Genomic DNA, 13,477 nt, shown 5'->3' on the forward strand with positions numbered 1-13,477 from the left:
GGTGAGAGCGAATGCCGCTGAGTCGTGTTGAAGATCTTGTCGCCGATATTCGTGCAGGCAAAATGGTTATCTTGATGGATGACGAAGATCGCGAAAATGAAGGTGATCTTGTCATTGCAGCAACGCATGTTCGTCCTGAAGATATTAACTTCATGATTACCCATGCACGTGGTCTAGTTTGCTTAACGTTAAGCCGTGAGCGCTGTAAGCAGTTAAACCTTCCGTTGATGGTTGACCAAAACGGTGCTCAGCATAGTACAAACTTTACCTTATCAATCGAAGCCGCTGAAGGTATTACAACTGGTATTTCAGCAGCAGAGCGTGCACATACAATTCAAGCTGCTGTCGCAGCGCATGCAAAGCCAAGTGATATTGTACAACCGGGCCATATTTTCCCGTTAATGGCACAGCCAGGTGGTGTTCTACATCGTGCGGGTCATACTGAAGCGGGCTGTGATTTAACACGCTTAGCAGGTCTTGAACCAGCTTCTGTTATTTGTGAAATCATCAATGAAGATGGCACAATGGCACGCCGTGCAGATTTAGAAATTTTTGCCGAGAAGCATGGCTTAAAAATTGGTACAATTGCGGACTTGATTCACTACCGCATGACCAATGAACAAACGGTTGAACGTCTGGATCAAAAAACGATTCAAACAGAATATGGTTCATTTGAACTCTATCGTTATCGTGAGATTGGTAACCCGGACATCCATTTGGCTTTAGTCAAAGGCGAGCCAAAAGAAGGTGTTACAACAGTACGTGTACATGGTTTCAGTCCAATTCGCGATTTACTTAAGCTAAATAAAGCCGATGGTGAACCTGCGTGGAATCTAGACCGTGCACTACAGACAATTGCAGCGAGTGATCGCGGTGTTTTAGTCTGGATCGGGCAAGATCATTTGCAAGACTTGGGACCAGCGTTGGATGATTTAAATAAACCAAAACCGGTGAAATCCAATGCAGCACTTTCACATCAATATCAAACCATTGGTGTAGGCGCTCAAATTTTGCGTGACTTAGGTGTTGAAAAAATGAAGCTTCTTAGCTCACCATTACGTTTCAATGCTTTATCTGGCTTTAATTTAGAAGTAGTGGAATATGTCACTGCTGATCAAATCACAACGAAATAATCGAGGTTGCTATGGCAATTCGCCGTATTGAAGGTTTATTACATCTCGCAAGCGAAGGTCGTTATGCGATTTTAGTGGGTCGTTTCAACAGTTTTGTTGTTGAACACTTATTGGATGGTGCAATCGATACATTAAAACGTCATGGTGTAAATGAAGATAACATTACTGTTATTCATGCTCCTGGCGCATGGGAACTCCCGATTGTTGCTAAAAAATTAGCTACATCAAATCAGTTTGATGCAATCATCGCACTTGGCGCAGTTATTCGTGGTAGCACACCACACTTTGACTTCGTTGCTGGTGAATGTGCAAAAGGTTTAGGTGTAGTTGCGTTAGAAAGCAGCTTGCCTGTCATCAATGGTGTATTAACTACTGATAGCATCGAGCAAGCCATCGAACGTTCAGGTACAAAAGCAGGAAACAAAGGTAGCGAAGCTGCTTTAACTGCAATTGAAATGGTTAATTTATTAAAGGCAATTTAAAGCATGTCTCAAACACTGCAAGCCGCTTATGCAGCAAAACGCAAAGCACGTCGTTTTGCTGTACAAGGTATTTATGAGTGGCAAATGAGTCACAATCCTGTACATGAAATCGAAGCACGTACTCGTGCTGAAAATGCCATGCACAAGGTAGACTTAAATTACTATCACGAACTATTAACGCAAGTGATTGCACTGCGCGATGATCTTGATGCATTACTCATTCCGGTACTTGACCGTGAACTTAGTGCACTTGATGGTGTAGAGCTCGCAACCTTACGTTTAGGTGCTTATGAGTTACGTGATCATTTAGAAGTACCTTATCGTGTAGTTCTTGATGAAGCCATTGAACTCGCCAAACACTTTGGTGGAGCAGATAGCCATAAATACATTAATGGCGTTTTAGATCGTTTAAGTTCAACACTACGTAGTGCTGAAAAACAACAAGCAAACTAATAGGTTTGAAGTTGATATGGCTGAGTTTTCTATTATTGACCAATACTTTAACAGACAATCTTATACAGATGTCACCTTAGGTATTGGAGATGACTCAGCCTTAGTCACCCCTCCTCAAAATCAACAATTGGTGATCTGTGCAGATACGCTAGTTGCTGGTCGTCACTTTCCTCTTAATACCTCAGCGCATGCAATTGGCTGGAAAAGTGTGGCTGTCAATCTTTCAGATATTGCTGCCATGGGTGCTAAACCGCATAGTATTTTACTTGCGTTAAGCCTACCTACCATTGACCATGAATGGCTCGAAGGATTCAGTCAGGGAATCTATGACTGCTGTAATCAATTTGGTGTTGCTCTCATTGGTGGAGATACGACCCAAGGTCCACATCTGACCATTACCGTGACGGCTATGGGTTGGATTGAAGCTGGACAAGCCGTGTTACGTTCAGGCGCAAATGTCGGTGACTATGTTTGTGTAAGCGGTCAAGTTGGAGATGCAGCATATGGTTTACAAGACCTAGGTCATCCATTACAAAAAAGACTAGACTACCCGACACCACGTTGTCAGCTCGGACAACAGTTAAAGGGTCTTGCTTCTAGCATGATTGATATTTCTGATGGATTAGCCCAAGATTTAGGTCATATTTTAAAAGCTTCAAAGGTCGGTGCTCGGTTATTTTTAGAAAAGTTACCGATTGATTCAACGCTAGAGAAACTACCAGAACAGCAGCGTTGGCAATATGCGCTAGCTGGTGGTGATGACTACGAATTATGTTTTACAATAACACCGCAAAATTATGAAAAACTTTTGCAAAAACAACTAGACATTAAGATTACAATGATCGGACAGATCGTTGAGCAAACACAACTAACTTTTGAGCATTTGGGTTCGGATTACCCATTGCAAATTCATGGATACCAACACTTTGCATAAGCCGCCGATTCATTTTAAAGACATGTCTTGGTTCAACCGCTGCATTGTTTTCTGTGGAGTTGGTTTCGGATCTGGTCTCGCACCTAAAGCCCCTGGTACTTTTGGCTCTGCTTTTGCCCTACTCTTCGTTCCGATCTGGATATCGCTTGGATTTAACTTAAGCTTAATCGCGATAATTATCATGTCCTTGGTCGGGATCTATATCTGTGGTCAAACAGCAAAAGTCATAAATGTACACGATGATGGTCGAATTGTGTGGGATGAATTTGCAGGGCAATCTATAACCTTTCTTCCTCTCATTTACTTACAACAAATGAACTGGATGTGGGTGATCGTCGGCTTCATATTATTTCGAATTTTCGATGTTTGGAAACCTTGGCCTATCCGTGTTATTGATCGTCAAGTGCATGGTGGTTTTGGTATTATGCTTGACGATATTATTGCCGGTGTATGGGCTGCTCTTTGTACACTAATTATTATCCATTTGAGTTAAATCATTAGAGTTATACATGTCAACTACCGTCATTATTCTTGCTGCTGGCAAAGGAACGCGTATGCGTTCTCAGCTTCCTAAAGTATTACAACCTTTAGCGGGTCGCCCACTATTAGGGCATGTCATTCAAACGGCAAAACAATTACAAGCTAAAAATATTATTACGATTTATGGTCATGGTGGTGACCGCGTACAACAAACATTTGCTCAAGAAAATGTTCAATGGGTTGAGCAAGCAGAACAACTTGGTACAGGTCATGCAGTACAAATGACCTTGCCTGTACTTCCTAAAGAAGGTGTTTCACTGATTTTATCAGGCGATGTGCCATGCATTAATGCAAATACGCTACAAAAATTATTAGATGCATCGACTCAGACAGGAATTGGCTTAGTTACGCTCACTGTTGATGATGCAACAGGTTATGGCCGTATTGTGCGCCAAGATGGCAAAATTCAAGCCATTGTTGAACATAAAGATGCCAACGAAGCACAACGCCAAATTAAAGAGTTCAATACAGGTATTTACTGTGTTAGCAATGCAAAACTACATGAGTGGTTGCCTAAACTTTCAAATGAAAATGCACAGGGTGAATATTACCTAACTGACATCGTTGCAATGGCGATTGCAGATGGCTTAGAAGTTGCCTCTGTTGAACCAGAGCTTGCTTTTGAAGTTGAAGGTGTTAATGACCGCTTACAACTTGCAGCTTTAGAACGCCAGTTCCAGCAAGAACAAGTCAAAAAGCTAATGCAGCAAGGTGTAATGTTCTTTGACCCTGCACGTTTTGATTTACGTGGCTCTGTAAAAGTTGGACAAGACGTTCGTATTGACATCAATGTTATTATTGAAGGTGAATGTGAGCTTGGTGATTTTGTAGAAATCGGCGCTGGCTGTATTCTAAAGAACACCAAAATTGCAGCAGGCACCAAAGTTCAAGCCTATAGCGTTTTTGATGGCGCAGTTGTAGGTGAAAATGCTCAGATTGGACCATTTGCACGCTTACGCCCAGGGGCTAAATTGGCAAATGAAGTACATATTGGCAATTTTGTGGAAGTTAAAAACACAACGATTGGATTGGGTAGTAAAGCTAATCATTTCACCTATTTAGGTGATGCAGAAATCGGTGCTGAATCGAATATTGGGGCAGGTACTATTACTTGTAATTATGACGGTGCAAATAAACACAAAACCACTATTGGCGATGCCGTTTTTATCGGTTCTAATAGCTCGCTGGTTGCCCCGGTGACCATTGGGAATGGCGCAACAGTTGGTGCGGGTTCTGTGATTACGAAAGATGTAGCCGAACAAAGTCTCTCCTTTGAACGTGCGCAACAAATTTCAAAAGCAAATTATCAACGTCCCCAAAAGGTTAAAAAATAAGAGGATTGAAGTATGTGTGGTATCGTCGGAGGCGTTGCAGAGCGTTGTGTAACCGAAATTTTAATTGAAGGTTTAAAACGTCTTGAATACCGTGGTTATGATTCTGCGGGCGTTGCTTTACTTAATAATCAACAAATTTTACGTGAACGCCGTGTAGGTAAAGTCATCAATCTTGCTGATGCAGTTGCTGAACACCAACTTACAGGGGCTATCGGCATTGCGCATACACGTTGGGCGACCCATGGTAAGCCAACTGAAAACAATGCTCACCCACACATGTCTGGTAAGGTTGCTGTTGTACATAACGGCATCATTGAGAACTACCAAGAGCTAAAAGATGACCTTCAAGCGTTAGGTTATGTTTTTACTTCTCAAACAGATACTGAAGTTGTTGCACACTTAGTTGCTGAAGCTCTAAAAAGCACAGATAGCCTTTTAGATGCTGTTGAAACTGTTGTACCTCAGCTTAAAGGTGCTTACGCGCTAGGTATTATCCACAGCGATTATCCAGATGAACTCATTACTGTACGTGAAGGTTCACCTTTAGTGATTGGCGTAGGTATTGGTGAAAACTTTATTAGTTCAGACCAACTTGCACTTTTACCAGTGACAAACCGCTTTATGTACCTAGAAGAAGGTGATATTGCACGTCTTACCCGTACTTCAATTGAAGTATTTGCAAATGGCGAACGCGTTGAACGTCCGGTAAGAGAGCTTGATGCAACCGTAAGCAGTGCATCAAAAGGTGAATACAAACACTACATGCTCAAAGAAATTTATGAGCAACCAGAAGCAATCAAACAAACAATTTCTCAAGCGCTTGATGGCAATAGCTTACGTGATGATTTCTTGAAAAATGCTGATGCAGATTTCAACAAAATTCAAAGCGTACAAATCATTGCTTGTGGTACAAGTTACCACTCAGGAATGATTGCGAAATATTGGTTTGAACAACTGATTGGCGTGCCTTGCCAAGTTGAAATTGCGAGTGAATTCCGCTATCGCACCCCTGTAATTGTTGAAAATACACTTTATATTTGTATTTCACAGTCAGGTGAAACAGCCGATACATTAGCTGCACTACGTGAAACTCAAAAACGTGCGAAAGCAAACAATATCGATATTCAGACTTTGACTATCTGTAACGTTGCTACGTCTTCAATGGTTCGTGAAACTGATCATCACTTATTGACTCTTGCTGGTCCTGAAATTGGTGTTGCATCAACTAAAGCGTTCACGACTCAGCTCGCTGCGCTTATGTTGTTAATCTTGAAAATTGGTCAAGTGAAACAACGTATTAGCCCTGCTCTTCTTGAAGAAATTACACGTGAACTATGGCACAGCCCGAAAGTTATTCTTGATACGCTTAAACATGATCCAGAAATTTTGCGTTTGTCTGAATTATTCGTTGAAAAAAATCACTGCTTATTCTTAGGCCGTGGTACGAATTATCCAATCGCATTAGAAGGCGCATTAAAGCTAAAAGAAATTTCATATATTCATGCAGAAGGCTATGCAGCTGGTGAGTTAAAACACGGCCCATTAGCACTCGTTGATAGTGAAATGCCGATCGTGATTCTTGCTCCAAATGATGAAATGCTTGATAAGCTCAAATCAAATATGGAAGAAGTTCAGGCACGTGGTGGTGAATTATTCGTTTTCGCCGATGAAAATAGCGGAATCAATGAAAAAGATCGTCAACACGTTGTACATATTCCAGCAGTAAACGAATGGCTAGCTCCAATTGTTTATAGCGTACCAGTTCAGTTGTTGTCTTATCACGTTGCTGTATTACGTGGTACAGACGTTGACCAGCCACGTAACTTGGCGAAGTCAGTAACTGTAGAGTAATTCAAAAAGATCATTATTAAGGCATCACTTGCTTTAATAACTGATTGATTAAGCCCGATATGTGTAAGTGCATATCGGGCTTTTTTATTGCGTTCATACAGCTACACAAGCGCTTTTACGTGAAAGAATAGAGAACAGTCCCTTGGACCCTGTGCCACAACGGACTTTTACTTTTGCGCTGATTTAAAGTTTGAGAGATCATTGCGACACAGAGATAAAGGAGCTAAGCGAACTTAGCCCATTTGAGTTTTGTCGCAGCGTTGAATGCTGCTGAACAAGTTAGGGGCAAAGTCCTGTGGGAGAACAGGACTTTGCAAACTGGTGTGTTTTAAACGTTGTACGGTTTGAGGTGAATACACCTGCGCAAGCTGTTGGCAAATACAATTGCAACTGGCCTGCATGTGTTCACCTGACAAGCAAATTCTTTTAAATTCCTGCTGAGCATTGGCGTCATCATTTGTAATACCGTAAGCACCGACCACAAGGTTTAAAAACAATATAAATTTATGAAGTTTCATATTATTCTCATGATTATTTATATCTTTAAATAAAATAAAAATATTATTCGCTTAAATATTAAAATAATTTTTTAAATAATAATTAATCCTCCCATATAAATAGGAAAATAAAATAATTAAGATTTTAAAATAAAAATAATTTATAAATTTAAAAAATCAGGATATAGAAAACCCAAATTTTAAATAAATAAAATAGTTAAATGAGAGAGAAAATGAGTTTGAATAATGGCATGGCCAACTCCTTAAAAATGGAGTCCTACCACCAAATCACCGTCAATTGATTAGGGTGGCAGAACGAAAGAGGGTTGACAGACTGAGCCTAGCGATCAGCACGCGCGTACGCGTCCCCCTTCCGCCCTACCATAGAGAAAAAGGGGGCACAAAGGTTCCACACGGGAAATACTTAGAAAGTATAACCCGACACGCTAGACACGGTCTGTCAAAACCGACTGGCAATGTAGGCCAGCAACAAAATAATAATCGGTATAATAAAGAACGTCAATTTATTTTAATAAAAAAGTTTAAATATAATAATTTAATTAATGTTTAAATAATATTATTCTCTTTATTGTATTTATGGCTTTTAATTAAATTTAAAATATAAACTTAGGTTATATATATTTAGTTAATAAAATAGATTAATCGTTAATTATAATTTAACAGTCTATATAAATATAATAGAAAGATGTTGCCCGATCATGTAACTTGGCTAAGTCAGTAACTGTAGAATAATTTAAAAATATCGTGTTATGAAAGTCACCTTTGTTTTGATAACTCATCTATTAAAAAGCCTGATATGTCTTTGAAATACATACTGGACTTTTTTATTACGTTCATGAAACTTTAGAAAATAGTGGTATCTTCTTCTTAAGATATTCTAATAAATACAACTAAATCAATATGTTATATACAAAAACCAACAAAAACACTTGGATTTATATGTGAAAAATTATGGTATAAATCACGCTTCGAAATTTGCCTAATAACTATAAATTTCGACTATTACAAAAACTTTCTAATTATAAGGAGCAACTCGTCATGGCTAATGGATTTCCAGGTGGAAACTTTAGAATCGTTAACAAAGAAACAGGTGCGTGTATCGCAAGCGCATATGGTGGACAAACCCATGGCTTACAAGATGCTGTAACTGCACGTGGTGAAACGGGTCAGTTAGCCTATTCTCATACAAATGACCGACTCTTTACGGTACATGACAAGGTTAAAAATATAGACGAAGAACTTTGGTATTTTGACAGCCAAGACTATCGCAGTGGTCGAGAAAATAAGCTTTATAACAAAGTTAAAGATATCCGTTCTAGTTGGGTGCTCGGTGCTCATGTTGAAACAGATGCGATTGCATATAAATTATTTGATAAAGACTTAGAGCATTTCCTTAGTCTTTTACCAAAGCAAGATGAAGAAACAATCGCCCACTTAAAAACCAGTGATTGTCTTGATATTGTTCATTTATTACAGACATTTATTTATAGTAACGGCGAAGAAACGATTAAATCGGAACTTGTTGGTAAACTCGATGAGACTAAGCTGAACGAATATTTAAATGCTGTACTCGCTCATGAGTCAATTCGTCGCATCGAACAAAAGTTCTATGAATATGCTGCCTCTCCTTGGCTCTTTTTAGATATTCCTGAACTTAAAGGTTTGCCTGAAAATCCTTTCGCTCAGCAGAATGAACAAATCTATAAGATCATTCTTGCCTCTGTACAATTAGATGTCTTGGATCAAAAAGATTGGACTACAAGATCAGAGTTCCGATTGCATTTACGCCATGACAATATCGATGCTCTACTAAAAAATATGAAGAAAGAGAGCATGGCGGAGCTTCATGCAAAAGCATATAAAGAATATGAAAATACTCAAGACCTCAAAAAAGAAGCCGTAAAAGTCCTTCTAGAGCTTAGAAAAGCACTAGATTTACATACGAATGAAAAAAATATGGAGACAGTCAAAAAGATTTTAAAAGTCAGCTTAAAATCAAATGAGTCTTTTGAACAATTGCAAACAGCGTTAAACAGTACCAATGGTAAAGAAATAAAACCAGTGAATTGGCATAGTGGCAATGTTTTCTTGCAAGGCGCAGGCCGCCAGTACCAAACTAACTGGGCATTTGAAGATGGTTATATCTTTGTAGAAGGCCAACCAGATGCTGTACTGACACATCTCTGGGGTTCATCTGTAGGTATTAGTCAACGATCTAATGACCCAAAACAGCGTTGGGAATTGAAATAAGCTTAATTTGAGCTAGAACATAAGATGGTAAGAGAAAGCTCTCTTACCATCCTGATGAAGTTTATATTGCGATATCTTTTACTGGTAAATGCTTACCTAACAAAGAAAAACTAACGTCTGCAACTTCCAACGGGTCTGAACTGGTCCAAATAATATGATTTCCCTCATTTGGACTTTCAGAACTTAAATCATATCTATTTAATTGGCGCATTAAATGTGCGGTAACTGCTTCCGAAGGCTCAATAATTTGGATATCACGACCAACAATTTCTTGAATCGTAGCTGAAACAAATGGATAGTGTGTGCATCCCAAAATAATCGTATCAACTTTTTGCTCGACCAGCGGCGCCAAAATATTTTTTAAATAATCCTTAACTTCCGCTGTATGCGCTTTACCTGTTTCAATTTTTTCGGCTAAGCCAATACAAGGCACCAAAGACACTTTAATATCTTGCGCATACGTTTCAATTAAACTTTTTAAGTTTTTACCCCTCACCGTGGTGGCAGTTGCCAAAACAGCAATATGCTTGCTTTGTGTGATGGCTACAGCAGGTTTTACCGCTGGTTCTATGGCAATAAGTGGAACACTAATTTGTGCTCTAATCGTTTCAATCGCTACAGCCGTCATGGTGTTACAAGCAACCACAATTGCTTTGCACTTCCCGTCATTTATAAGATTTGAGATTAAGTGAGTGGTTCGTGAAACAATCCAGTCACTATCTTTGTCGCCATAAGGAACATGTTTCGAGTCAGCAAAATAAATAATATCTTCATTCGGAAGCGCCTGCCGAATATGCTTAAAGAGAGACAACCCGCCTAAACCAGAGTCAATCATTCCAATCGGGTTATTCTTCTGGTTCATTATTTTTCCAATTTAAAATTCTAAAAGAAACTATATTTTTCATTATTATATTATGTTTTCTATCGGTTTTTAAATCAGGCCCAATGAGGACCTGACCTAAATTTCGAATTTTATTTTAAGCTGCCGCTTTTTGTTCCTTTATCCAATTTTTAATACGTGCATCCAATATATTTAAAGGCAATGTTCCTGCATTTAAGATCATGTCATGGAACGCTTTGATATCAAAACGGTCTCCAAGCTCATGTTTCGCGAGCTCCCGTAGCTCTAAAATTTTGAGTTGGCCCATCTTGTAAGCTAATGCTTGTGCAGGAATAGCAATATAGCGGTCTGTCTCTGCCTGAATATCTGGTTCATCTAAAGCTGAGTGTTCACGCATAAAATCAATCATTTGCTGACGGGTCCACTTTTTATAATGTACACCTGTGTCAACCACTAGACGACAAGCACGGAACAACTCACTCGATAGTCTTCCATAGTCTGAAAGCGGGTCTTTATAGAAACCAACATCTTTACCCAATTGCTCTGCGTAAAGTGCCCACCCTTCAATATAGGCGGTATGGTTGGGTTGCTTCCGGAACATCGGCAAATTTGGTAAGTTTTGGGCAATATCAATCTGCATATGGTGCCCGGGAATTGCCTCATGGTAAGCGGTCGCTTCCATTGATATTTTTGAACGTTCAGAGAAGTCGCCAGTATTTACATACACCTGTCCGGGACGTGAACCATCAGGCGTGCCTTGGTGATACTCCGCACCTGCCGCTTCTTTTTCTCGATATTGCTCTACAGGCAAAACTTCGACTTTATTTTTGGGTAATAAACCAAATAGCTTCGGTAATTCTGGTTGCATTTGGGCAATATATCCGCGATAAATCTCTAAAATTTCTTCACGAGATTTGGGGAAAACCGTAGGGTTTGTTTTTAAGGATTGTTGGAAACTTTTTAAGTCATTGAAACCTTGTGCTTTAGCAATTTTCAGCATTTCCGCTTCAATACGAGCAACTTCTTTTAACCCAAGCTGATGAATAGTTTCAGGGCTTTCCGAGGTTGTCGTATTGTTTTCTACATAAAAACGATAGAGCTCGTCACCGTTTGGCAAGCTCCATATACCCTCGTGCTGTCGTCCATAAGGTAGGTAATCTTTCTGAATAAACGTACCGAGTTTTTGATAAGCAGGGCGAACATTCTGATCTATGGCCTGTAGTATTTCACGGCTTAAACGCTCTTGTTCTGCTTTCGAAATGTTTTTTGGAAATTGTTTTAATGGAGAAGCAAACACACTGTCCTTTCCTGCTGGAGTTGCAATGCTATCAACCTGCTTTGCCACTTTTTCAAGTAAATATTTCGGTGGTATCAAACCATCTTTTTGTCCTTGTTTTGCTAACTGAATACCTTGATCAAGAATAAGAGGAATTTGTTTTAAACGAGCAATATAGTCTTGATATTGTTTAGCATTGTTAAATGGAATCGAACTAATAAATCCCGGAAATTGTAAATGTAGCCCCCACATTTGATTGAAAGGCATCTCATAGAGTTTCAAATCATAACTTTTGAGTGTCTCTTTCAACTGATAAATCATTAAGTCTTTATTTAATTGATCAGTTGCTGAAAATCCTGTGCTATCAATCGCTTCAAAACGTTTTAAAAAATTTTGAGTAGTTTTTTTATCTTTCTCAATCTGATTTTTTGAAACCTCGGTCCATCGATCGTTGTAGCGTAAATCTCCTAAAGTCGTTGCAGTTTCAGGATTATTTTTCAAAGTATATTCCCACTGTTCTTGTAAAAGCTGGTTTAAAGCGCTCACCCGAACAGAGACATTACTATTTGGTTTAGATTGTGATTTTTCGATGGTATTTGTATTTATTTCGGGGCTTGCAGCATCAGAAGAATGAGACATCCAAAATAAAACACTGATACAAGCAAAATGTAAGGTTCTGTTTTTCATTTAATTATCCAGAAATATTTAACAAAGTTTAAAATATAGACAAAACAAATTACGTGCCAAGCAGCATATAAAATGGTGTAAAAATCGAGTATTTTTTAACTCAATGATTTTATAAATTAATTTTCTTTTTAATTAAATTATTTATAGTTGCTATCTTTATTCCGAATCTGACTTTAATTTACCAGAAAGTCAAAAAAAGAGCACATGAGCGATCTCAGTGCACTTTTTTATTTCTACATTAAAAATTGTTTCTCAAGAAAACAAATATTGATAAACAATATACGCAGCCAGTTTTGCTGTTCTATTGTCTAAATCAAATTTTGGATTGCACTCGGCAATATCTAAAAGTTTGATTTTTCCAGTCTCTTGAATATGCTTAAAAATTGCTTCAAAAGTAGCTAAATCAATTCCTTTTACAGCAGGTGCACTGACTCCCGGTGCAACCGCAGCCGTGAATACATCTAAATCAATCGTAACGTACAAACAGTCGACTTTTTCAATAAAAGCATCAACCGCTGCAAGCACGTTGTTTAGGTTAAAAATATTAACCTCATGATCGCGTAAATATGAACAATTTAGAGCATCGGCTGTATCAAACAAAACTTTAGTATTGGCATGGTTGGCAACCCCAATACATAAATAATTAAATTGTTTTTGATGTTGTTCTGAAAGCCTTGCTGCTTGTAAAAAAGGTGTTCCAGAGGTGGCATGCTCTGCTTCACGCAAATCAAAATGGGCATCGAAATTAATAATGCCTATTTTTTTATCTGGCGCGTGGGCTTGTACATATTGAAACAAACCGCTAAAGCTGCCAAATGCAACTTCATGTCCACCACCAAGTACAATCGGTTTTAAACCATTTTGTAGGCTAGTTGCGACTTGCTCCGCCAACTCAGTTTGGGCTTGCTCTAAATTGTCATATTCGCAGGTCACTGTACCCAAATCGACAATACTGACTGGACGATGAATAGGTAAATTGGCAAGCTGATTACGGATTGCATCTGGCGCATCGGCAGCACCGACTCGGCCTTTATTACGTTTCACGCCTTCATCCGAGCTAAAACCAATCAACGCAAATTCAGCATGTTGGGTTTTATTCATAATATGGTGAATACGTTGGTGTGCTTCACCCTCGCCATCATGGCGACCTTGCCATTTAAATGTGTGATTCATGTGAC

At 38.9% G+C, this 13,477-nt stretch carries 11 protein-coding genes and 1 pseudogene; 8 read left to right on the top strand and 4 right to left on the bottom strand.

Features of this window, described 5'->3' with window-relative positions:
- Nucleotides 1-11 precede the first annotated feature (11 nt).
- From ribBA to glmS, 7 genes are read left to right on the top strand one after another with little or no spacing between them, the layout of a single operon-like run.
- Nucleotides 12-1,133, top strand: a complete 1,122-nt coding sequence (gene ribBA, locus ACS125_RS03470) for a bifunctional 3,4-dihydroxy-2-butanone-4-phosphate synthase/GTP cyclohydrolase II (RefSeq protein ID WP_003654193.1) — start codon at nt 12-14, stop codon at nt 1,131-1,133.
- A gap of 11 nt (nt 1,134-1,144) precedes the next feature.
- Nucleotides 1,145-1,615: a 6,7-dimethyl-8-ribityllumazine synthase gene (gene ribH, locus ACS125_RS03475; protein ID WP_002119264.1), complete on the top strand. Its 471-nt coding sequence runs from the start codon at nt 1,145-1,147 to the stop codon at nt 1,613-1,615.
- Nucleotides 1,616-1,618: 3 nt separating this feature from the next.
- Nucleotides 1,619-2,068 (top strand): transcription antitermination factor NusB, encoded by a 450-nt coding sequence (gene nusB / locus ACS125_RS03480; protein WP_004790142.1) that lies wholly within the window; start codon nt 1,619-1,621, stop codon nt 2,066-2,068.
- Nucleotides 2,069-2,084: 16 nt separating this feature from the next.
- Complete coding sequence (thiL, locus tag ACS125_RS03485) at nt 2,085-3,002, top strand: thiamine-phosphate kinase (RefSeq protein WP_443270553.1); 918 nt, start codon at nt 2,085-2,087, stop codon at nt 3,000-3,002.
- On the top strand, nt 2,980-3,495 hold the full coding sequence (locus ACS125_RS03490) for a phosphatidylglycerophosphatase A family protein (RefSeq protein WP_151963725.1): 516 nt from the start codon (nt 2,980-2,982) through the stop codon (nt 3,493-3,495). The genes thiL and ACS125_RS03490 overlap by 23 nt, the downstream gene beginning before the upstream one ends.
- A 16-nt stretch (nt 3,496-3,511) precedes the next feature.
- Nucleotides 3,512-4,876, top strand: coding sequence for a bifunctional UDP-N-acetylglucosamine diphosphorylase/glucosamine-1-phosphate N-acetyltransferase GlmU (gene glmU, locus ACS125_RS03495; protein ID WP_004790147.1), 1,365 nt, complete (start codon nt 3,512-3,514; stop codon nt 4,874-4,876).
- 12 nt (nt 4,877-4,888) lie between these two features.
- Nucleotides 4,889-6,727 carry a glutamine--fructose-6-phosphate transaminase (isomerizing) gene (glmS, locus tag ACS125_RS03500; protein ID WP_174731887.1) on the top strand — a complete coding sequence of 613 codons (1,839 nt, stop codon included), beginning with the start codon at nt 4,889-4,891 and terminating at the stop codon, nt 6,725-6,727.
- A gap of 223 nt (nt 6,728-6,950) precedes the next feature.
- Here glmS and ACS125_RS03505 read toward each other — a convergent pair.
- Nucleotides 6,951-7,245: pseudogene (locus ACS125_RS03505) on the bottom strand (hypothetical protein).
- A 1,038-nt stretch (nt 7,246-8,283) separates the two neighbouring features.
- Between ACS125_RS03505 and ACS125_RS03510 the strand changes: the two are divergent.
- The gene (locus ACS125_RS03510) at nt 8,284-9,495 is read left to right on the top strand and encodes a hypothetical protein (RefSeq protein ID WP_443270556.1); all 1,212 of its coding nucleotides are present in this window, start codon (nt 8,284-8,286) and stop codon (nt 9,493-9,495) included.
- Between the two features lie 61 nt (nt 9,496-9,556).
- Here the strand turns inward: ACS125_RS03510 and murI are convergent, their stop codons facing one another.
- The 3 genes from murI to hutG all read right to left on the bottom strand — a co-directional run bounded on the left by murI (nt 9,557) and on the right by hutG (nt 13,472).
- Complete coding sequence (gene murI / locus ACS125_RS03515; RefSeq protein WP_443270558.1) at nt 9,557-10,357, bottom strand: glutamate racemase; 801 nt, start codon at nt 10,355-10,357, stop codon at nt 9,557-9,559.
- A 115-nt stretch (nt 10,358-10,472) separates the two neighbouring features.
- Nucleotides 10,473-12,299, bottom strand: coding sequence for a DUF885 domain-containing protein (locus ACS125_RS03520; protein WP_443270560.1), 1,827 nt, complete (start codon nt 12,297-12,299; stop codon nt 10,473-10,475).
- 252 nt (nt 12,300-12,551) lie between these two features.
- The gene (hutG, locus tag ACS125_RS03525) at nt 12,552-13,472 is read right to left on the bottom strand and encodes a formimidoylglutamase (protein WP_144732467.1); all 921 of its coding nucleotides are present in this window, start codon (nt 13,470-13,472) and stop codon (nt 12,552-12,554) included.
- Between the last annotated feature and the right edge of the window lie 5 nt (nt 13,473-13,477).

It is taken from the genome of Acinetobacter sp. PFS20 (assembly GCF_052261015.1).
In the GTDB taxonomy this organism is placed as follows: domain Bacteria; phylum Pseudomonadota; class Gammaproteobacteria; order Pseudomonadales; family Moraxellaceae; genus Acinetobacter.

Coding starts and splice junctions, on each gene's coding strand:
- ribBA (WP_003654193.1), top strand. CDS start 12: ATGCCGCTGAGTCGTGTTGAAGATCTTGTCGCCGATATTCGTGCAGGC.
- ribH (WP_002119264.1), top strand. CDS start 1,145: ATGGCAATTCGCCGTATTGAAGGTTTATTACATCTCGCAAGCGAAGGT.
- nusB (WP_004790142.1), top strand. CDS start 1,619: ATGTCTCAAACACTGCAAGCCGCTTATGCAGCAAAACGCAAAGCACGT.
- thiL (WP_443270553.1), top strand. CDS start 2,085: ATGGCTGAGTTTTCTATTATTGACCAATACTTTAACAGACAATCTTAT.
- ACS125_RS03490 (WP_151963725.1), top strand. CDS start 2,980: ATGGATACCAACACTTTGCATAAGCCGCCGATTCATTTTAAAGACATG.
- glmU (WP_004790147.1), top strand. CDS start 3,512: ATGTCAACTACCGTCATTATTCTTGCTGCTGGCAAAGGAACGCGTATG.
- glmS (WP_174731887.1), top strand. CDS start 4,889: ATGTGTGGTATCGTCGGAGGCGTTGCAGAGCGTTGTGTAACCGAAATT.
- ACS125_RS03510 (WP_443270556.1), top strand. CDS start 8,284: ATGGCTAATGGATTTCCAGGTGGAAACTTTAGAATCGTTAACAAAGAA.
- murI (WP_443270558.1), bottom strand. CDS start 10,357: ATGAACCAGAAGAATAACCCGATTGGAATGATTGACTCTGGTTTAGGC.
- ACS125_RS03520 (WP_443270560.1), bottom strand. CDS start 12,299: ATGAAAAACAGAACCTTACATTTTGCTTGTATCAGTGTTTTATTTTGG.
- hutG (WP_144732467.1), bottom strand. CDS start 13,472: ATGAATCACACATTTAAATGGCAAGGTCGCCATGATGGCGAGGGTGAA.